Genomic DNA, 20,497 nt, shown 5'->3' on the forward strand with positions numbered 1-20,497 from the left:
CTCAGCTCGATTTCGACAGCCGGTAATTGCCGAGATAGAGCACGTCCAGGCCCGAGCAGAAATAGGTGTGCAACGCCTCCAGCGGCGCGTTCACCGTCGGCTGCTCGTTGATGTTGAGGCTGGTGTTGATCAGCACCGGAAGCGAAGTCGCCTTCGCGAACTCGCCGATCAGGCGGCTGTAGAGCGGATTGCTGTCCGCATGAACGCTCTGGATCCGCGCGGTGTTGTCGACATGGACCACCGCGGGCATGATCTCGGCGACCTTCCCGTTGACCGGGAACGTCACGACCATGAACGGCGCGTCGAACGTATTCTCGAAATATTCGGCCTGCCGCTCGTACAGCACCGACGGGCAGAACGGACGGAACTCCTCGCGGTACTTGATGGTGAGATTGATGCGATCCTTCATGCCCGCATGGCGCGGATCGGCCAGGATCGAGCGGTTGCCGAGCGCGCGCGGACCGTATTCCATCCGCCCCTGAAACCAGCCCACGGTCCTCTGCTCCGTCAAGTCGGTGACGCAGCGCGAGACGGGATCGTCGAGCAGCTCGAAGCGCGCGCCGATCTTGTCCAGCGTCTCCCGGATCGTGTCGTTGGAATAGTCCGGTCCCCAGTATGCGTGGGTCAGCGGCGCGATCGCGTGGCCCGCCTCGGCGCATTTCATCATCGCTGCGCCGAGCGCGACGCCGGCATCGTGCGGCACCGGCGGTACGTAAAGACGCTTCACGGATGGCTCCGCGGCGATCTCCATGTTCATCTTGCAGTTCAGCCCGACGCCGCCGGCGATGCAGACGTCGCCACAGCCCGTCTCGGTAATCGCGGAGCGGATCACCTCGGTGGTGACGATCTCGAGCTGCTTCTGGCCGCTCGCGGCGATGTTGGTCAGGCGCTGGTCGAGCGGCCCGCCACGCAGCCGCCGCGGACCCAAGATCTCCTCCATCTTCTCGGTGAAGATGCGTTCCTGCCGCGTGGAGAAATCGCTGGTGAAGATGTCGGCGTCGCGCCGGCGCTTGTCGAGCTCGGGATCGAGCTCGTAGTTGATGCCGTTCGGCCGCAAGAGCTTGGCGAACTCGTCGAGATACTCCGGGCGGCCATAGGACGACAGCCCCATGACCTTGTACTCGTCATTGGTCATCTGATAGCCGAGATACTGCGTCAGCATCCCGTAATAGAGACCAAGACTGTTATGGCGACCAAATCGCGTCAGCACGCGGAAGTCGTTGCCGCGCGCATGGGCGACGAGGCCGGAGCTGGAATCACCGGAGAAATCGAAGCAGGCCACCGTCGCCTCGGAAAAACCGGAGCCGTAGAACGAGCTCGCGGCATGACAGAGGTGATGGTCGTAGAGCTCGATCTTCGGGCTGTGGCCGAACTGGTATTTGAAATATTCGGTGAGGCGCTGCGCGTAATTGGTGTAGGTCTTGAGCGGCGAGCAGATCCAGTCGACCTCGCGCATGGTGATGCCGGCCTGCTTGAGGCAGAATCCGATCGCGCCACGCGGCAGCTCGCCGCGTGCATGCTTCGCCAGCGTGAAGCGCTCCTCCTCCGCGGCTGCGATCAACTCGCCGTCGCGCAGCAGCACCGCCGCACCGTCGTGATGCCCGTGCTTGATCCCCGAGCTGATTCCGATCACATACATTTCGCGCAGACCCCTTGCGGAGCGTTCTATAGAAACCGCCGCCAATGTAAATCGGCTACGGTCTGACGGGGGTGCTTGACGGCGGCCATATGGGGCGATCCCCCGGGCGCAGGAACCTTGCATCGTCCCTGCGGCTCCCGTATTACCAACCCCTGCTGCGATACGGCCTGGAATTGGCCCTTCCTGGACCCCAAAACGTGCTTGACCGAACCCTCGTCACCATCGTCGAGACCGAGACCATTGAGGAAGCCTTCCGGCGCCTGAATGCGAACATGCTCGGCATCCTGTTCGCGCAGGACGCGAGTGGGCGAATCGTCGGTGCCGTGACGGACGGTGACATCCGCAGGCGCATGCTGACCGGCATCACGATCCAGGACCGGGTTGCGTCCTGCATCAACCGCAACTTCGTCTGGGCACCGACCGGCGGGCCACGCGAGCAGATCCTCAAGCTGCTCGATCAGCGTGTCCACGTGGTGCCGATCCTCGATGGCGATGGGCGGCTGGTCGACGTGTTCAGCCGCGAGCTGTTCAACCTGTCGGAAGAGAGCGAGGTGTTCGCGCGCGCCCGCTCGCCGGTGCGGATCAGCTTCTCCGGCGGCGGCACCGACCTGACGCATTACTTCGTGGCGAATGACGGCGGCGCGGTCATCAGCGCCACGATCAAGATGTACGCTCACGCAACGCTGCGGCGCCGGAGCGATCCCAGCATCCGGATCTACTCGCACGACTTCCGCCGCACGGTCGAGGCCGACAATCTCGCAGAGCTCGGAACGGGCGGAGATCTTGCACTGATCAAGTCGGTTGTGCGCCTGATCAAGCCGACTTACGGCTTCGAGCTCGAAGTGTCCGCGGACTTTCCGGTCGGATCCGGCCTCGGCGGCTCCGCGGTGGTCTCGTCGGCGATCATCGGCTGCTTCAATGAATTTCGCAGCGACCAGTGGGATCGCCACGAGATCGCGGAGATGGCCTTCCAGGCCGAGCGGCTGATGCTCAACATCCCCGGCGGCTGGCAGGATCAGTACGCCACCGTGTTCGGCGGATTCAATCACATGGAGTTCTTCTCCGACCAGAACACCATCGTGCCGCTTCGCCTCGATCCCAACATCATCGCCGAGCTCGAGGAGAGCCTGGTGCTCTGCTACATCGGCTCGGGGCGCGATTCCGGCGCCATTCACCGCGACCAGAAGGCTCAGCACGAGACCAGCGACGCCGTCGCCGCGGCTGCCAAGCAGAAGGAAGTGACGCGCGACATAAGGCGGCATCTGCTGCGCGGCCAGCTGCTGGAATGCGGCCGGCTGATCGACGAGGCCTGGCACGCCAAACGGAAGCTGAGCTCCAAGATCTCGTCGGACGCGATCGACGCGATCTACGATTTTGCCAAGCAGCATGGCGCGGTCGGCGGCAAGTTGCTCGGCGCCGGCGGCGGCGGTTACTTCATGTTCTTCGTCCGCCCATTCGAGCGCTACCAGCTGATCGCGGCGCTGGAACAGCAGGGGCACGGCTGTTCGCGCATCATGTTCGAGGAGAACGGGCTGCGGACGTGGAAGTCGCGTGTTCCGGCGCAGCTCGCCTGACGCATATGAGACGAGAATGTTGATGACATCGCCCAAACAGCCTGCTCCGGTCCGCATCGGCAACCGTCTTCTGGGCGATGGCGAACCCTGCTACGTCATCGCCGAGATCGGCAACAACCATAACGGCGATTTCGACCGCGCCATTGCGCTGGTCGACGCCGCGGTCGCGGCCGGAGCCGACTGCGCCAAATTCCAGATGCGCAAGCTCGACGAGGTCTATCGCGCCTCGAGCCTGTCCGGGAAAGACGACGACCTCGCAGTCGAATATACGCTCGATCTTCTGCGCCGCTTCGAGCTGCCGACCGCACAGCAGAAGAAGATCGCCGAATATTGCGCAGCCAAGGGCATCGAATACCTTTGCACGCCCTGGGACGCGAAGAGCGTCGCCGTGCTCGAAGGCTTCGGCGTAGAGGCCTACAAGGTCGCTTCTGCCGACCTCACCAACCTGCCGCTGCTCGCCCGCCTCGCCGCCACCGGTAAGACGCTGATCGTCTCGACCGGCATGAGCACGACGGACGAGATCAAGGCCGCGGCGAAATTCCTCGACGACCGCAATGCCAGCTACGTGCTCCTGCATTGCCAGAGCACCTATCCGGCCGCGCTCCACAACATCCACCTGCGTTTCATGGAAACGCTGCGCGAGATCCATCCGGTCGTCGGCTATTCCGGCCACGAGCGCGGCATTGCCGTGTCGACGGCCGCCGTCGCGCTCGGTGCCGTCGTCATCGAACGCCACATCACGCTCGATCGCGAGATGGAAGGTCCGGACCATGCCGCAAGTCTCGAGCCGGAGGAATTCAAGGCGCTCGTCTCCGGCATTCGCGAGGTCGAGGCGGCGCGCGGCGAGAAGCTCGCCGAACGCGCCCTGAGCCAGGGTGAGCTGATCAACCGCGAGAACCTCGCCAAGAGCCTGGTGGCCGCGCGCGACCTGTCGGCCGGCACCGTGATCTCCGAACGCGACATCGCCGTGAAGAGCCCGGGACAGGGCCTGTCGCCGCTGAAGATGCCGGCGCTGCTCGGCCGCAAGCTGACGCGGACGATGGCGGCCGACGATTATTTCTTCCAGAGCGACCTCAATGAGGGGGCCGCGAAAGCGCGGCGCTACAAGTTCGACCGCCCCTGGGGCGTGCCGGTGCGCTATCACGATACCGAGCGTTTCCTGGAGATCTGCGAGCCCGACATCATCGAATTCCATCTCAGCTACAGCGACATGGAGCGCGATCCGGCGGCCTATCTGTCGGGCACCTATGATCTCGGCTTCGTCGTGCATGCGCCGGAGCTATTTGCCGGCTCCAAGCTGATGGACCTCGCAACGCCCGACGAGGCGCTGCGGCGCTACTCGCTCGAGCAGACGCAAGCGGTGATCGACATCACCCGCGGCCTGAAGAAGTTCTTCCCCAAGACCAAGCAACCGCCCATCGTCGCCAATATCGGCGGCTTCACCATGGACGAGCCGCTGCCGCCGGAGGAGAAAGCCGAGCGCTACCGCATCTTTGCGCAGAGCTTGACCGAGCTCGACATGGACGGTGTCGAGCTGACGCCGCAGACCATGGCGCCGTTCCCCTGGCATTTCGGCGGCCAGCGCCACCAGAACATCTTCATCTTCCCGGAGGAATCGGCCGCGTTCTGCGCCAAGCATGGCTTGCGCATGTGTGTCGATATCTCCCACACCAAGCTCGCCGCCAATCATTTCGGCTTCGACTTCGCGCAAGGCCTCGCCCAGCTCGGGCCGCACACTGCGCATCTGCATTTCGGCGACGCCAAGGGGCTCGACGGCGAAGGTCTCCAGATCGGCGAAGGCGAGATCGATTTCGACGAAATCGGACAGGTGCTGCGCAAGCATGCACCGACGGCCTCGTTCATTCCCGAAATATGGCAGGGCCACAAGAACATGGGCGAAGGCTTCTGGACCGCGCTCGAGCGTCTCGAGGGACACATCTGATGGCGCGCAAGACGCTGGCCGTGATCGCCGCGCGCGGCGGCTCCAAGGGTATCCCGCACAAGAACCTGCTCGATCTCTGCGGCAAGCCGCTGATCGCCTGGACGGTCGAACAGGCTCGCGCTGCACGCGGCGTCGACGTGGTGGCGGTCTCGTCGGATAGCGAGGCAATCCTCGCCGCGGCCGAGGCCGCCGGGGCGGTCGGCGTGCGGCGTCCGGACGACATTTCGGGCGACCTCGCCTCCTCCGAATCCGCCTGGCTGCATGCCTTCGATGCGACCGAGGCGCAAATGGGCCGGTTCGAGCGCATCGTCGCGCTTCAGGCCACATCGCCGATCCGCGAGCCCAGCGACATCGAGAACGCGCTTGCGACCTTCGATCGCGACCATCTCGACAGCCTGCTGTCGGTCTGCGAGGTCGAGGACTACTTCAACTGGCGGATCGGCGCGAACGGCCCGGAGCCGATCAATTACGACTATCGCAATCGCCGCATGCGGCAGCAGATCGAGAAGCGCTACCTCGAGAACGGCTCGTTCTACGTCCTGATCCCATCCCTCCTGCGCGAGCAGAACAATCGTCTCGGCGGCAAGATCGGTTTTCACGTGATGGAGCGTCACAAGATGTTCCAGATCGACCGCCCCGAGGACGTCAAGCTCTGCGCCGCCATCATGCACAGTTACGGCTATGCCTGATCTCAGCGCCTTCTCTCTCGCAGGCAAGATCGCGGTGGTCACCGGCGCCTCGCGCGGCATTGGCGCGGCGATTGCGAGCGGCCTCAAGGACGCCGGAGCCACCGTGTTCGGCCTCAGCCGGTCCGGGACCGCGCCGCAGGGCGTCACCGCCATTGCTTGCGACCTCTCCGACGACAGCGCGATTGAAAGCGGATTCCGCACCATCGCGGCAAAGGGCGATCGTATCGACGCACTCGTGAATGCCGCCGGCATCAGCCTTCCCGCTCAAAGCAGCGAAAGCGAGCTCGCGCGGTTCCGCGCCACGGTGGCGACCGATCTCACCGGCGTCTACGCCACGATCCTCGCCGCCTATCCGCTCCTGAAGAACGCGGGCGCGGCGGCGATCGTCAACGTCACCAGCATCAATTCCGTGCGCGGCTTTCCCGGCAATCCCGGTTACGTCGCGGCAAAGGCGGGTCTTGCCGGGCTGACGCGCGCACTCGCCGCCGACTACGCGCCGGACGGCATCCGCGTCAACGCGCTTGCGCCGGGCTACGTCGCGACCGAGATGACCGCCAAGAGCTATGCCGATCCGCTCATGCACGAGGATCGGCGCCGCCACACCATGCTCGGCCGCTGGGGACAGCCCGCCGACATGGTGGGCGCCGCCGTTTTTCTGGCCTCGGAAGCCTCCGCCTATGTGACCGGCCAGGAAATCTTCGTCGACGGCGGCTGGATCGCCAAGGGCCTCGCCATCAGTTCGGATAGCACATCGTGACCGCAACGCTCGAACGCATCGGCTTCATGCAGGGACGCCTGTCGGCTTTGGTCGACGGCAAGATCCAGGCATTCCCATGGAACGAATGGCGCGAGGAATTTCCCCGCGCCAAGGCCCTTGGCCTGACGCGGATGGAGTGGACCATCGACCAGGAGCGCCTGCGCGAGAACCCGCTGATGACCGAGCCGGGACAACAGGAGATTCTGACGCTGGCGCGCGAGAACGGCGTGCGCATCCCGAGCCTGACCGGCGACTGCTTCATGCAGGCGCCGTTCTGGAAGGTCGATGCCGTCGTGCGCGATGCTCTCGTCAACGACCTCGATCTCCTGATTGCCGCCTGCAGCCGTATCGGCATCGAGTTCATCGTGATCCCGCTGGTCGACAACGGCAAGATCGAGCGCGGGAGCGAGAGCGACACGCTCAAGCGGGTGCTGATCGCCCGCCGCGAGCAGCTCGTGAGACAGAACGTCAAGATCGTCTTCGAGTCCGATCTGCCGCCGCGCGATCTCGCCCGCTTCATGGCGGCGTTTCCGGCGGAGGTCTTCGGCATCAACTACGACAGCGGCAACAGCGCTTCGCTGGGCTACGACAGCGTCGAGGAGATCGAGGCCTACGCGCCCCGCATTCTCAATGTCCATGTCAAGGACCGCGTGCGCGGCGGCACCACCGTGCCGCTCGGCACCGGCGACGCTGATCTTGCCAAGACGATCCGGCTGATCGAGCGCTCCGGCTACAGGGGACAGTACATCCTGCAAACCGCGCGGGCCAGCGATGGCGATCACGCCGGCGCGCTGGCGACATATCGCGACATGACGGTTCGGTGGATCGAGGATGCCGCGCGATGAAGCTCGAGCTGAACGATCGCGTCGCTCTCGTCACCGGTGCCAGCCGTGGGATCGGGCTTGCGATCGCGACGACGCTCGCTGCGGAAGGCGCCAGGGTCGCGCTGGCGGCGCGCGGCGCCGATGCGCTCGATGCCGCACGGGCTGGGGTCGGCGGCAGCACGTCGGTCCACGTGGCCGATGTCACCGACCTGGCCGCCGCAGCAAGGCTGGCGCACGAGGTCGAACGGCAATGGGGCCAGCTCGACATTCTCGTCTGCAACGTCGGCAGCGGCGCTTCCGTGCCGCCCGGGCAGGAAAATGCGGCGGAATGGTCACGGGTGATGGACCTCAATCTCTTCGCCGCGACCAACATGATCGAGGCCGCACGGAAGCTGATGGCGCGCGGCAGTGGCGACCGGTCCATCGTCTGCATCTCCTCGATCGCCGGCATGGCGGCGCTGGGCGCCCCCGTCACCTACTATGCCGCGAAGGCGGCGCTGAACGCCACCGTGCGCGGGCTGGCGCGACCGCTGGCGCTCGAGGGCATCCGCATCAATGCAGTCGCGCCGGGCAACATCCTCGCCGCCGACGGCACCTGGGCGCGCAAGCTCGCCGAGAACAGGGCCGCAGTCGAGGACATGCTTGTTCGCGAGGTGGCGCTGCGCCGGCTGGGGAAGCCGGAAGAGGTCGCCGACCTCGTCGCATTCCTCGCCTCGCCACGCGCGGCATTCATCACCGGCAGCGTCATGGTCGCCGATGGCGGCCAATTGCGCAGCTGAACAGGAGCTCCAATGGCAAGCCCGTCCTCACGCTATGACCTGACCGGCCGCACCGCCCTCGTGACTGGTGCAGGCGGCCTGCTCGGGCGGCAGCATGTCGCCGCGCTCTCCGAGGCCGGCGCGCGCGTCGTCGTCACCGACGTCGGGCTTGCGCAAGCCGAAGCCGCCGTTGCCGCGCTCAAGCAGAATGCGCCGTCCGCCGACCTGATCGCGCTTGCGATCGACGTCACCACGCTCGATTCCGTGCGCGCTGCGCACGAGCAGCTTTCCGGCCGCGGCGTCTCCGTCGACATCCTCGTCAACAACGCGGCGATCGACCCCAAGGTGACCTCCGCACCCGGCGTGATGCATTCCTCCCGATTCGAGGCGTTTCCGGTGCCGCAATGGCAGACCGAGATCGCCGTGGGCCTGACCGGCGCGATGCTGTGCGCCCAGGTGTTTGGCGGCGCGATGGCATCGCGTGGCCGCGGCGTGATCCTCAACATCGCCTCCGATCTCGGCGTGATCGCGCCGGACCAGCGGCTCTACCGCCAGCCGCAGGTGACCCGCGAGGAGGAGCAGCCGGTGAAGCCGGTGACCTACTCCGTGATCAAGCACGGCTTGATCGGGCTGACGAAATATCTGGCGACGTACTGGGCCGATCACGGCGTCCGCGTCAACGCGATCTCGCCGGGCGGCGTCTTCAATAACCAGGATCCGGCCTTCGTCGAACGACTGACGCGCCTGATCCCGATGGGGCGCATGGCCGATGTCGACGAATATCGCGCCGCGGTCCAGTTCCTCTGCTCGGATGCGTCGAGCTACATGACCGGGCAGAACCTGGTGATGGACGGTGGCCGGAGCGTGTGGTAGCGACTCGCAGTTCAGAACGCAGATGTTCGGCGGGACACCGCCTCGATCCGAGTCCATAGCGCGATGATCTTGCGCTGACGTTGCGCGTGGTCCGCATCGGCCTCGCCGAGCGAGCGGCAAAGTTGCGCCAGCACGTCGACCCTGGGATCGCGAACGTTCATCGAGCTCTGCTGGACCGACGAAAACGGGTCAAGCTGGTCGACGATCGCTAGATCGCTCTTCCCGCGCCGTCCTGCCGCGATGCTAAAGCATGTATGTGGCGCGCGACTGTCGATGCGTAGCGCGAATGACGGCAGGCCTTTGGCCGTGAACACGGCATTCCATGACGATGTCTCGGCGTCTGACGGCCCGGCGAGCCTCGACATCGCCACGTCGTCGTAACCGAGCTCTGCAAGAAGCGCGATCAGATGGATTCCGTAGAAGCGGAGAGCACCGCCGCCACTGGCGTCGAACCGCTTCCAGTTCGTCAGATTGGCGCGATAGTGATGCGCCATGAAGGTCCAGTCCAGCGAGAGGCCATCGGTGCTCTCGCCGAGCACCGCGCGAAGCCGTTCCGCCCACGGCATGAAACGAAAGGTGTAGCCGACGCGATAGCGCTTGCCGGCGCGCTCGAATGCCTCGATGAGCTGCGCCGCAAGCTGCGGCGTCGGCGCAACCGGCTTCTCCAGGATCAGCTCGCGGATGCCCGGCATGTCTGCCAGCCGCGCCATCCAGTCGGCCTGATCGGCAGGACGAAGCGCAACCACTGCCCCGCTCGCCCGTGCCAGCGCCTCCTCAGTGCCGGGACACCAAATCACCTCGGGCACGTATTGGACGAGCTCGCTTCGACCGCCGACCACTGCACGGTAGCGCTCCGGCAGCGCCACCTTCATCCCGCACTCGATCAGCGCGGGCAGATATCCATACATCCCGAAACCCGATCCGAGGATCGTGAAAACGGGAAGTTCAGGCATGGAAATCGTCCGCGCTGAGAACGTCGATCACTGGCCCCTTGTATCCGTTGTCCTGGAGATACTGCCGGATCTCGCGTGAGATGTGCCAGGCGAGATTGAGCAGTGGCTTGGCTTGGTCGCCATGCGCGAACAATTCGTCATCGGAGACGATCGGAATGCGCGTGCCCGGCACGTAGTGCCCGATCTTGATCGAGCCCGGCTTCTCGTGGACGGCAACGATCTCCTTTTCGGTCAGTCCCAGCAACTTGACCAGGATCGCCGCACGACCCGGAAATGCCTTGGCCCTGACGGGACCATGTACCGCGATGATCTTCTTCAGCTCTGCGCCCTTGCGTGCCTTCCAGAGCTCGACGTCGCGCGCGAGCTGGGCGAACTCGGCCTGGAAATTGTTCTCGCGCGCAATGATGTCCGCTGCGACGGCATCGCTCTTTGCCGCACGTCCGAGAACGACGCGGATGTTGCCGCCATAGCGCGCGGGAAACTCGACATTGACGATGTCGAGGCCGAGCGATTTTGCGATGAAGCTGAACGATTTGTACGAATAGGTCCGCGGGTGCTCGTGGTAGAAGGTGTCGAACTGATGCCGGTCCAACACCGCACCGAGATAGTGGTTCTCGATCACGATCACGGTCTCGGGCCCGAGCAGCGCCTTCAGCGCCGCAAGCACGCCGTTCAGATCCTCGATATGCGCGAAAACGTTGGTGAAGGTGATGATGTCCGGCGTGCCGACGCCACGCCGGATCTCGGCGGCGGTCTCTGTGCTGAGATAGTCTTGCACCACGAAATGGCCCTTGGCGGCCGCGTCCTGCGCCGCACCGGTCGGCTCGATGCCGGCCGTTTTCGCGCCGGCCTCGCGGAAGAAGTCGAGCAGGCTGCCGTCGTTGCAGCCGATGTCGAGCGCGATCTTGCCGGTCAAAGGTCCCATCCGCTCCGCGCAGGTCGCCACGAGCCCCTTCATCCCAGAGAGCACATCGGCCGTGAAACGCGAGCGGTAATGATAGTCCTTGGGGAAAAGATCCTCTTTCGGCACCTGGAAGCGCTGATGGCCTGTCGCGCAAGTCGGACAGAAGTCGATCTGAATCGGATATTCGCGGCACTGGCGCGTTTCCCCGACCGCCACCAGGTCGTCGCACAGCGGATGCCGGCCGAGATCGAGCACCGGCACGAGCTTGTCGTTGCCGCAGACCTCGCAACTCTTGATCTCGGTAAGCGGTCTCGTCGACGTGGTGGCCATCATATTGATCCGATAAGAAAGGCGGCTAGTCCCGCTTTGTGTTCATGAAAGCGTCGATCTGGTCAACCATCACCGGCTTGACCGCGGCGCCCTGCTCGAACGCCTTGTACCATTCCACCACGGCGGCGGCGGCCCGATCGAGGCCCCAACGCGGCGCCCAGCCGAGATGCGCCCGCGCCTTGGAACTGTCCAGTGACAGCAGCCGCGCCTCGTGCGGATGCTGACCCGGCTGCGGCATCTGCTGCGGCGGAACACCCCACAGGTGCGCGAGGCGATCGACCAGCCAGCGCACCGTGCGCACGCTATCGGCGTCGGGACCGAAATTCCATTCGCTGGAGAAGGATGCCGGATCGCGCCACAGATGCTCGGCGAGTAGAATGTAGCCCGACAGCGGCTCGAGCACGTGCTGCCAGGGCCGCACCGCATCGGGATTGCGGACCGGCACCGGCTGGCCGCTGCGGATCGCGGCGATCACATCGGGGATGAGACGATCCTGCGCCCAATCGCCGCCACCGATCACGTTGCCCGCGCGGGCGCTGGCGAAGCCGATCCGGCGAGTTCCGCTGAAGAACGACGACCGATACGCCGCCGCGACCAGTTCCGCGCAGGCCTTGCTGCTGGAATAGGGGTCCTTGCCGCCGAGCGGATCCGTCTCGCGGTAGCCCCAGACCCACTCCTTGTTGTCGTAGCACTTGTCGCTGGTGACGTTGACCACCACGCGCACGCCGGAGGTCCGCACCGCCTCGAAGACGTGCACGGTGCCCATGACGTTGGTCGCGTAGGTGCCGACGGGATCGTCATAGGATGCCCGCACGATCGCCTGGGCGGCCATGTGAAACACGATTTCGGGCTGGAAGCGGTCGAACAGAGCTTTGACCGCGAGTGGATCGCGGATGTCGGCGAAGATCGACACGATGTCCTGCCCCGTCTGCGCCAGATCGAACAGGTTCGGCGTCGTCGACGGCGGCAGCGCGAGACCTGCGACCTCGGCGCCGAGATGCCGCAACCACGCGACCAGCCAACCACCCTTGAAGCCAGTGTGCCCGGTGACGAGGACGCGCTTGCCGCTCCAAAAGTCGGGATTCATTGCCAACGCTTCCAGGGCGCCTGACCGCTATCCCAGAGCTGCTCCAGGTGCACCTTGTCCCGCAAGGTATCCATTGCCTCCCAGAAGCCGGCGTGGCGATAGGCTGCAAGCTGCCCGTCCTGCGACAGGCGCTTGAGCGGCTCCTGCTCCCAGATGGTGGCGTCGTCGCCGAGATAGTCGAAGATCGCCGGCTCCAGCACGAAAAAGCCACCGTTGATCCAGCGGCCGTCACCGCGCGGCTTCTCCTCGAAATGGCGGACCACGTCGTCGCCGATATCGAGCGCGCCGAAACGCGCCGGCGGCTGGATCGCGGTCACCGTGGCGTGACGCCCGTGGGCACGATGAAACTCCCGCAGCGCACCGATATCGACGTCGGCGAGACCGTCGCCATAGGTCATGCAAAACGTCTCGTTACCGACGTAGTCCCTGACGCGCTTGAGGCGGCCGCCGGTCATGGTGTTGAGGCCGGTGTCGACCAAGGTGACCTTCCAGTGCTCGGCGAACTTGTTGTGCACTTCCATCGAATTGTTGGCGAGGTCGAACGTCACGTCCGCCATATGCAGGAAGTAGTTCGCGAAATATTCCTTGATGACGTAGGACTTGTAGCCGCAGCAGATGACGAATTCGTCGATACCGTACGACGAGAAGATCTTCATGATGTGCCAGAGGATCGGCTTGCCGCCGATCTCGATCATGGGTTTCGGCTTGACGTGGCTCTCTTCGGTAATGCGAGTCCCGAATCCACCTGCCAGAATCACGGCCTTCATGCTCATACCCGTCCAGCAGAAAACGTCACATCAGAACGATTAATCCAGCCTTGTCAACAAGATCCAACCGCACCCGCCCTGCTCCCGGAACGGTTGAAGTCGCCGCCCTACCTGCTAAAGAAACGATTGAAGGATGGCAACCCCACCACCGGTGCGCCAGTCCTCTCGGGCGGTCGCCGGCTGCCTGATTCCCACATGGGGGAATGGTCCCGCTCGCTGGATGTCCCGGAGGATTGATGCGAAAGAAGATCAGCCTTGTGACGCCCTGCTACAACGAGGAGGCGGGAATCCGGGAATGCTACGCGGCGGTCAAGGACATCTTCGATCGTGAGCTTCCGGATTACGAGCGCGAGCACATCTTCTGCGACAACGCCTCGAGCGACCGGACGGTGGAAATTCTCAAGGAGATCGCAGCCGAGGACCCGTCGGTGAAGGTCATCGTGAACGCCCGGAACTTCGGCGTCTTGAGGAACACCTACAACGGCGTGCTGGCCTCGACAGGCGATGCCACCGTGCTGTTCATGCCCGCGGATCTGCAGGACCCACCGTCGCTGATCCCGACTTTCGTCAAGCACTGGGAGCAAGGCTACGAGATCGTGTTCGGCATCCGGGCCCGGCGCGAAGAGCCTTTTCTGAGCCGAACCGCGCGGCATCTCTACTACAAGATGATCAGCCGGATGTCCTATGTCGATTATCCGGCCGACGTCGGCGACTACCAGCTCGTGGACCGCAAGGTGCTCGACGCCATGAAGCAGTTCGAAGACGTCCAGCCCTTCATGCGGATGATGCCGTTCGAGTGCGGCTTTCGCTCGATCGGCGTGCCCTACACCTGGCTGGCACGCAAGCACGGCATCTCGCGCAACCGGCTGTCGAGCCTGATCGACCAGGGGCTGCTCGGTGCCATCAGCTTCTCGACCGTGCCGCTACGTACTGCGTTTTTCTTCGGACTGATCATCTCGTCGCTGAGCTTCGCCTATGCCTTCGTCGTGTTCCTGCTCAAGATAACCGGCTTCGACATCGGTCCGCACGGCATCCCCACGATCATCATCGGCCTGTTCTTCTTCGGCGGCGTGCAGTTGTTTTTCCTCGGCGTGCTCGGCGAATACATTGTCGCGATCTTCAACCAGGTCCGGCGACGGCCGATCGTGGTCGAGCGCGAGCGGATCAATTTCTGACGACGAGCGCCTTTCGGCCTTGGACCCGGAACTCAGGCTTCCGCCCGCGCGACGTCGGCATCGCTTCCCGTCTGGCTCTTGCCGGTCAGAAAATTTCCGAGAGCTTCGCTGCTTATGAACGCGAGAGCTCCCAGCGCGGGCACGATCAATCGCGTCTCGGAGAAATCCGCAATCAAGAACACGATTCCGAGATGAATAAGACCGGCCGGGACCACCACGGCCATCGTTCGGGTGAGCGCGAACGTTCTCACGATCACGATCGCGAGCACGGGGCTCGCGATCGCCACCGCAAGCTTCATGGTCAGCAGATTGACCACGAGCTTGCTGAAGTAGTCGCCCTGGGTCACCAGGAATGAGGTGTAGATCGCCTGCGGGTGCATCGAGAGCAGCATCTTTGGCACCAGCAGAGAGATAAGGATCAGCACGCCGCTCACGCACCATTCTCTGGTCGTGGGCCATCGCCGCTCGAAGGCTGCCAGACTCAATGGTGCGAACGCCGTTGCGAACACGACGTCGGTCCTCGCGAAGCTGATGATGAGCCCCGATATGATCGCAGCCGGGTACCGCCGGGATACCAGCAGAAACAGCTGCCAGAACAATCCGCCTGCAATGAATACCGCACCCATTCGCCCCGGAAAAATCGCCGTCTGGGTGTAGAACGCAAAAGTGAGGAGGCAGAGCCACGTCGAGGTCGGCGAGAGCAGAAGGCTCCCCAACGCGAACACCGCAAGAAACGACAACGAGCCGAACATGTAGTTGATCGCTATATGCGTCCGCCAGGTCGATCCTCTCAGTTGATCGTCGCCGAGAACCTGAACGTAGGTTTCCACGATTTTCGATACGAGCGGGCGGATAATGCCTTCGACGAGTTCGCCATGGGCAAACTCCCGCTCGTGATTGAGGCTGAACTGCATCTGCTCGCGCAGCAGATTGGCCTCATGAGCCGTGATAGATGCGGCCAGGCAACAGCTGACGAACAGCCCCAGGACAACCGGGTTGAAAAAACGAGCTCGGATCTTGAAGAGAATAACCAGCGGAGCCAGCGCAGCGAGCACATAGAACGCTATTCCAACATACCGCAAAGCGCCGGGAAGCCACCGATCGGAAATCTCCAGACGCCACCAGAGCCCGACCAGAACGTTCGTGACGATCCAGAATCCGAGCACGAGGCCGAGAGACGGCGTCTGCACGCCGTCTTCGACCCTCATCAGCCGATCGAGACGGCTGGATAACCAGTTCATTAGGCCCCCTGTGACAACCCGCCCCAGCGCATCAATGTTGCAGGATACCGGCGAGATTCATGTGCGCAGGACGCGAGTGCTCGATGCCCAGCAGCGTCCGCCGGTTGTCGTTCGTGCGCTGCAAATGCAGGCTGGCGAGCGTGACCCCGGCGCAGGTGGTGACTGTGCTTCCGCGACCGCTGAACGGCTTGAGGAAGTCGAACACACGAGGGCCGAACATATCGACGACCGACATCTCGCGCGCCCCGAGCGGCGGGATCTCCCCGAAGTCCGCCTCGAGTTCCTCGCCGTCTTCGCGGATCAGCCTCGTCGTCGGCCGCGCCGAATGAGCATATTCGGGATCGGAAGAGTGATTGATCAGCAGCACGCTGCTGACGATGTCGCTGGTCGCAATGATCTTCGGATTGATGCCGGTGAAGCCGACATGCGCCTTGAGCCGGCCCTCGTTCAAGGGCCGGGCAAACGCGCCGGTGCGGTAGATCGCGACGTTGTCCTGATCGACATAAGTCATGGAATAGCTGGCCGGCGAGGATCGGAAACCGTCCATGCGACCGCGCGACATCACGGCGATCACCAGATAATCGTCCTGCGGCAGCTTGAGCGAGGCGAACAGACGCGACAGCTCGATCTCGACGGACGCGCCCGGCGCATAGTCACGAGGAAACTCGTAAGTCGCCCGATACTCGCCGTCGCGCGAGAGAATGTGCAGCTTGAATCTCAGCTTCTTGCTGAAGCCAGAGGCGACCAGGCTGGCGAGCTCGGGAACGAGATCCCTGACCGTTTCGCGAAAATTCTTGCGTAGGCTGCCGGCGACGAGGCTGCGGAGATACCTGATGTCGATCGGACGATACCAGGCAGGGATCGAGAAACCCATACGCGACTCGACGCCCGCAAACGTCGGGAACATGAATCTGGGCTCGTAGGGCTTCCAGGGACTGGATGGGAAACGAGTCACGGACGCGCCCTTCAAAAATGATGCAAGCTGAACTTGCCGTTGGCAAACTCGTAATAGCTGAACGGACTGGCGATGTTGGTGCCTTTGAACTCGAGGGCAAAACCTTCGGCCGCACCGATCAGCCTTTCGGCCTCTGGGAAAAGGTCCAGCGTGCTGATGCGGACGGCCCCCATCGGCGCGATTTCCGGCAGCGCGCGCTGGCCCAATTCGGTGCCGTCCAGGGCCATGAGCCGCGCCGTCCCGACGGAGGCGCCCTCGGACGCCATGCAGGAGTTCACGAGCACAACGCCCGATTCCTTCAGGAAACGCGTGAGATAGGATTGCATCCAGGCGGAGGTCGGGAATGCTGCCGCGGCGACCGGCTCGCGCTCGTGCGACAATGTCACCGCGCCGTGCTGCGAGAAATATTGCGCGTAATAGCCGGTGGTCACCTTCCGACCGGGACGAAGCTTGGTCTCATGTTTCGGAACCAGCGCCATCGCCACCGTACCCGAAACCCGGGGACACAGATCCGAAGTCTGCAATTGCAGTTGTCCGTTGACGCCGAGTTCCTTGTGGAAATATCCAGCCGGCGTGCCCGCACCGTCAAAGAACCAGACATGCGCATCAACTTCTGGATGGTCCTTCATGAAGACCGAGAAGTAGTTGAATGCGCTGACCTCCGTCGCGACGGTCTCATCATTGCGCAGGTAGAGCACAGCGGGCGGATAACCTCTGGCGAGCGCCTCGCCAATCAGCAAATCACCGGGCATTCGACAGGACTCGGCGGGAGATCAAGGGATCGGCATAGACCGAACCGGCCGGCGGCTTTACCCAAATCATACGCGTTGTTCTTGCCCGCATGCTAAAACGTCGGCGCGATTTCTGCGCCTGTTTACGCTGTGCCGACGGGGGAATCAACCGAGAATGGCGACGCAGAGAGCGATTCGCAAGAAGGCACATCAAGCCCACAGCACCGTCGTCAGACTCAAGCGGCGGCCCAAGCGGCCGCGGGACATGAGGGCGCTCTTGCTACCGGAACGAGTGCTGTCCTCCAGCGCTCGAATCCTTGCATTGCGGCTGCGGCTCCCGTATGACCGAAACTGGCTACGTGACTTGGTACCCGCCTGAAACAGGCCAAAACATCGGCCTTTCCTGGACCTACACCGTGCTTCATCGACCGCTCGTCAGCATCACTCCGATCATGGTCATTCCAGCGAGGAAACGCTGACGTGCGCTGGCAAGCAGAGGCGCGGGCGTTCTCTGTATTGTCGAACATGCCCTGGGGTGAAGAGCTGCACTGCGCGCTGCAGCGCACGTCCCTCGACGGCTGCCGCGCCCGGAAAGGCGGATCCTCATGGCACCCCGCTTCAGAGGCTTTTCCCCACAGGACCTGTTCACGCTCGGCTCCCTGATCATTGGCAGCCAGGCCGAGCTGCCGAAAGGAAATTGAACATCACCAATTCTCGGCTGCGACGCCGGCACCCATTCTAGAGATCTCGCGATGTGGACGACCACATTTGTCCTGACATTCCTGTTCTTCCTGCTTCAGCTCGGCACCGGCTGTTCGATCTTGGCCATTGCGCCAATGAAACTGGTCGCGGTGTGCCGGCTCACGAAGGCTCAGTACGTCGTCCTTGGATTTACCGTCGGCGCCTCTGCCACGGGCATCCTGCTCGGAGCCCTATCGCTATTCGTGAGCAATATTTGGCTTCAGTTCGCGACATTGGTTGTCGTGTCCAGCTTTGGACTGGCCTGGTCATGGCCCAGCTGGGGCCCGAGCTCCGATGAGGCGCGCACGGCTGCCATCTGGTGCATTCTGTCGCTACCGACCGCGCTCCTGACATGGTGGTGGTCATTCGGCGCATTCTCCAGCTTTCCCTTTGCGGACATCGGCGCTGATGTTCACTGGATGAAGACTGCGCAAGAGTACGCCGATGGCGGTGTCATCAATCCGTATGCGGCCCAGTCCTATGTCGATCTCCGTTCGGCGGTGGCAGGCGTGCTCGCCGGAACGCTGGGCCTGGATCTCCTTAGATTTAGCTGGACCTATCGCTTCTTCTCGATTCTGTTCTTCCTGTTGGCATCCTACGCCTTCGTGCAGGGCGTCTATCCCACGTCGCCACGGAAATGGATCGCCTTCTTCTTCGCCGCGGCCAGCAATGCCGTCGTCCTGATGACGAACGGCAGCCTGGCGGTCGTCAGCAGCGTCGTGTTTCTCGGCGTGCTGATCAGCAATGCCCCGCGCGACCCAAACGGTATCTCGGCACGATCTGCCCTGCTGCTGACCGTTGGCGCGGGCGTGACGCTGCTGCTCGCGTTCATCTTCAACAACAACACGCTCGTGCTTGCACTGCTCGTGGCCGCGCTGGTCCTGCTCAGGATTTTGCGCAGCACCGGACGATATGGCGGTGTTCTCTTTCTTGGTTGCGTCTGGCCAGCGACGCTGGTGCTTGCACATCGCGGCTCCTACCTGTTCGTTCCGATCGTCCTGGTCAGCTGGCTCATGTATCTCGCCATCGCGCGGATGATTTCCACCTGGCCATCGCCCAGCATCGCGGTGCTGCGGCTTCTGTCCTCCGTGCTGCCCCCGATCATTCTCGGAATCGTCGTCTGCGTTACGGGAATGCGCTTCGGCTACATTCCTTCATTGAGCGCCAACGACACCTTCTCCTCGATTACGGAGTTGATCCTGGGCAGAAGAATCGAAGGCGGCGAAGAGCTGTTCCTGGGATCCGGACCGCTGGTCGCCACGATCGAGCTTGGCCGGACGATAGGTCCGGTCTTGTCCATTTGCACCACGCTGGGCGTTGCGTGGTGGTGGATGACCCGGCCTGCTCTTCGTGACCCCTCCGGTGCAATCGTGCGTCGCGCCGACGGCTTCGTAACACTTGTGTGGTCCTGGATCGCCGGCTGCGGCCTGAGCCTTGCCGTACTCTCCGGCTTCCCGTTCCTGTATCGCACCAGCACGATCATACTGTCGCTGTTCACGATCACGGCCACCGAGGTCTTTGGTCAGTTATTCGTCGATTTCGGTTCCTCCCCGCGTTATCGGCGGGGGCTGGTAGCGACGGCGGTCGCGCTGCTCGCGACCGCTCTTGTGGTTCTGGTCTACGCATTTCCCTGGCGAAGCGATCTTCCCTTCGCCCATTATCAGACAATCCTGCGACCGGTGGAATTAGCGGGCATCGCGCTACTCGCGACGCTCGCGGCATTGACCCTGGTTCAGCAGCGACCGCTCTACATCTTGGCTCTGGCGGGGATCGTGGGCTTGGGCATGGCCGTCGACAAGGTCGGTCTGTCCGGCATCAACAGGAGCTACAGTTACGGCGCCCTTCCCGACCGCACTACAATCGTCTCGCACTACAACGCCGACGAGCTCGAACTGGCCCGTTGGCTCCGCGAGAATCTACGAAAAGGAATCATCCTCTCGGACCCGTATACGATGGGCATCCTCCGGGCGACCACCGGCGCGCCGGCCGCCTATCTGTTCTCCAATCTGGACACCGTGAACGAAATGGTCGCAGCGCGAGCAAAATCGGTCGTGCGCACGATTCTGCAGCCGACCGAAGCCGAGCAGCGGCTCGCAACCACTTGCAGCTTGATCGCCCCTCTGGTGGGATCCATCAACGCGGAGGCGTTCTTCCAGATGCGAAGGGCCGACGCTCTGAGCGGAATCATGCGGTCGGTCCGCACTGCGCCGGCACTGGGCCATGAAGTGACCCAGCCGCCTTCCGACGTCGCCGCGGCATTGACCCCTGAAATTCCGCCTGACGAGGCCAAGTCCAGGATCCAGAACATCCTGGAGGCGGGCGAGAGCGCCTGGAACCTCGTCGCGATCATCACACCCCGCACGATCGAGTGGACCCATCTCGCAGCCAACCAGCGTCTCAGCTATTTTCCTCCCGCAGAGGCGATAGCGCCGACGATCATTGACGCCCTTCGCGAGGGCCCGTTTCCGGTCCTGTTCGCCAACAGCCAGACGGTCGTCGTTCGCATTCCTTGTTCGCGCTGATATGAACGCAGGATCGGAATTGCCGGCGCATTGCC

Annotated in this window: 17 protein-coding genes; 9 read left to right on the forward strand and 8 right to left on the reverse strand. The window is 63.4% G+C overall.

Annotated elements, in window-relative coordinates:
* Window position 1 precedes the first annotated feature (1 nt).
* Window positions 2-1,639 carry a carbamoyltransferase family protein gene (locus tag XI05_RS21195; protein ID WP_271505293.1) on the reverse strand — a complete coding sequence of 546 codons (1,638 nt, stop codon included), beginning with the start codon at window positions 1,637-1,639 and terminating at the stop codon, window positions 2-4.
* A 197-nt stretch (window positions 1,640-1,836) separates the two neighbouring features.
* Here XI05_RS21195 and XI05_RS21200 point away from each other — a divergent pair, with 197 nt between their 5' ends.
* Genes XI05_RS21200 through XI05_RS21230 form a run of 7 tightly spaced genes read left to right on the forward strand, consistent with a single transcriptional unit; the run spans window position 1,837 to window position 9,056 of the window.
* Window positions 1,837-3,213, forward strand: a complete 1,377-nt coding sequence (locus tag XI05_RS21200; protein ID WP_271505294.1) for a GHMP family kinase ATP-binding protein — start codon at window positions 1,837-1,839, stop codon at window positions 3,211-3,213.
* Window positions 3,214-3,235: 22 nt separating this feature from the next.
* On the forward strand, window positions 3,236-5,155 hold the full coding sequence (locus tag XI05_RS21205) for an N-acetylneuraminate synthase family protein (protein WP_271505295.1): 1,920 nt from the start codon (window positions 3,236-3,238) through the stop codon (window positions 5,153-5,155).
* Entirely contained in the window at window positions 5,155-5,844 is a 690-nt protein-coding gene (locus tag XI05_RS21210; RefSeq protein ID WP_212260181.1) for an acylneuraminate cytidylyltransferase family protein, read from the forward strand. Before XI05_RS21205 ends, XI05_RS21210 begins: the two co-directional genes overlap by 1 nt.
* Window positions 5,837-6,601 (forward strand): SDR family oxidoreductase, encoded by a 765-nt coding sequence (locus XI05_RS21215; protein ID WP_271505296.1) that lies wholly within the window; start codon window positions 5,837-5,839, stop codon window positions 6,599-6,601. The genes XI05_RS21210 and XI05_RS21215 overlap by 8 nt, the downstream gene beginning before the upstream one ends.
* The gene (locus XI05_RS21220; RefSeq protein ID WP_271505297.1) at window positions 6,598-7,446 is read left to right on the forward strand and encodes a sugar phosphate isomerase/epimerase family protein; all 849 of its coding nucleotides are present in this window, start codon (window positions 6,598-6,600) and stop codon (window positions 7,444-7,446) included. The genes XI05_RS21215 and XI05_RS21220 overlap by 4 nt, the downstream gene beginning before the upstream one ends.
* Window positions 7,443-8,204: an SDR family NAD(P)-dependent oxidoreductase gene (locus XI05_RS21225; protein ID WP_271505298.1), complete on the forward strand. Its 762-nt coding sequence runs from the start codon at window positions 7,443-7,445 to the stop codon at window positions 8,202-8,204. The genes XI05_RS21220 and XI05_RS21225 overlap by 4 nt, the downstream gene beginning before the upstream one ends.
* Before the next feature lie 12 nt (window positions 8,205-8,216).
* Window positions 8,217-9,056, forward strand: coding sequence for an SDR family oxidoreductase (locus XI05_RS21230; protein ID WP_271505299.1), 840 nt, complete (start codon window positions 8,217-8,219; stop codon window positions 9,054-9,056).
* 11 nt (window positions 9,057-9,067) lie between these two features.
* On the opposite strand, the gene XI05_RS21235 is transcribed toward XI05_RS21230, so the two are convergent.
* Genes XI05_RS21235 through rfbF form a run of 4 tightly spaced genes read right to left on the reverse strand, consistent with a single transcriptional unit; the run spans window position 9,068 to window position 13,097 of the window.
* Window positions 9,068-10,009 carry a hypothetical protein gene (locus XI05_RS21235; RefSeq protein ID WP_271505300.1) on the reverse strand — a complete coding sequence of 314 codons (942 nt, stop codon included), beginning with the start codon at window positions 10,007-10,009 and terminating at the stop codon, window positions 9,068-9,070.
* Window positions 10,002-11,243, reverse strand: a complete 1,242-nt coding sequence (locus XI05_RS21240; RefSeq protein ID WP_271505301.1) for a class I SAM-dependent methyltransferase — start codon at window positions 11,241-11,243, stop codon at window positions 10,002-10,004. Before XI05_RS21240 ends, XI05_RS21235 begins: the two co-directional genes overlap by 8 nt.
* Before the next feature lie 25 nt (window positions 11,244-11,268).
* Entirely contained in the window at window positions 11,269-12,330 is a 1,062-nt protein-coding gene (gene rfbG, locus XI05_RS21245; protein ID WP_271505302.1) for a CDP-glucose 4,6-dehydratase, read from the reverse strand.
* On the reverse strand, window positions 12,327-13,097 hold the full coding sequence (gene rfbF / locus XI05_RS21250) for a glucose-1-phosphate cytidylyltransferase (protein WP_271505303.1): 771 nt from the start codon (window positions 13,095-13,097) through the stop codon (window positions 12,327-12,329). The genes rfbG and rfbF overlap by 4 nt, the downstream gene beginning before the upstream one ends.
* Window positions 13,098-13,333: 236 nt before the next feature.
* On the opposite strand from rfbF, the gene XI05_RS21255 reads away from it, so the two are divergent.
* A complete protein-coding gene (locus XI05_RS21255; RefSeq protein WP_246572028.1) occupies window positions 13,334-14,272 on the forward strand; it encodes a glycosyltransferase family 2 protein in 939 nt (312 codons plus the stop codon).
* Between the two features lie 32 nt (window positions 14,273-14,304).
* Here XI05_RS21255 and XI05_RS21260 read toward each other — a convergent pair whose 3' ends face one another.
* Genes XI05_RS21260 through XI05_RS21270 form a run of 3 tightly spaced genes read right to left on the reverse strand, consistent with a single transcriptional unit; the run spans window position 14,305 to window position 17,220 of the window.
* Window positions 14,305-15,513, reverse strand: coding sequence for a hypothetical protein (locus XI05_RS21260; protein ID WP_271505304.1), 1,209 nt, complete (start codon window positions 15,511-15,513; stop codon window positions 14,305-14,307).
* A gap of 31 nt (window positions 15,514-15,544) precedes the next feature.
* A complete protein-coding gene (locus XI05_RS21265; protein ID WP_271505305.1) occupies window positions 15,545-16,420 on the reverse strand; it encodes a hypothetical protein in 876 nt (291 codons plus the stop codon).
* A 59-nt stretch (window positions 16,421-16,479) separates the two neighbouring features.
* Entirely contained in the window at window positions 16,480-17,220 is a 741-nt protein-coding gene (locus tag XI05_RS21270) for a hypothetical protein (RefSeq protein WP_271505306.1), read from the reverse strand.
* 731 nt (window positions 17,221-17,951) lie between these two features.
* On the opposite strand from XI05_RS21270, the gene XI05_RS21275 reads away from it, so the two are divergent.
* Window positions 17,952-20,462 (forward strand): hypothetical protein, encoded by a 2,511-nt coding sequence (locus XI05_RS21275; protein ID WP_271505307.1) that lies wholly within the window; start codon window positions 17,952-17,954, stop codon window positions 20,460-20,462.
* Window positions 20,463-20,497 lie beyond the last annotated feature (35 nt).

The sequence above is a fragment of the Bradyrhizobium sp. CCBAU 11357 genome (assembly GCF_028128865.1).
In the GTDB taxonomy this organism is placed as follows: domain Bacteria; phylum Pseudomonadota; class Alphaproteobacteria; order Rhizobiales; family Xanthobacteraceae; genus Bradyrhizobium.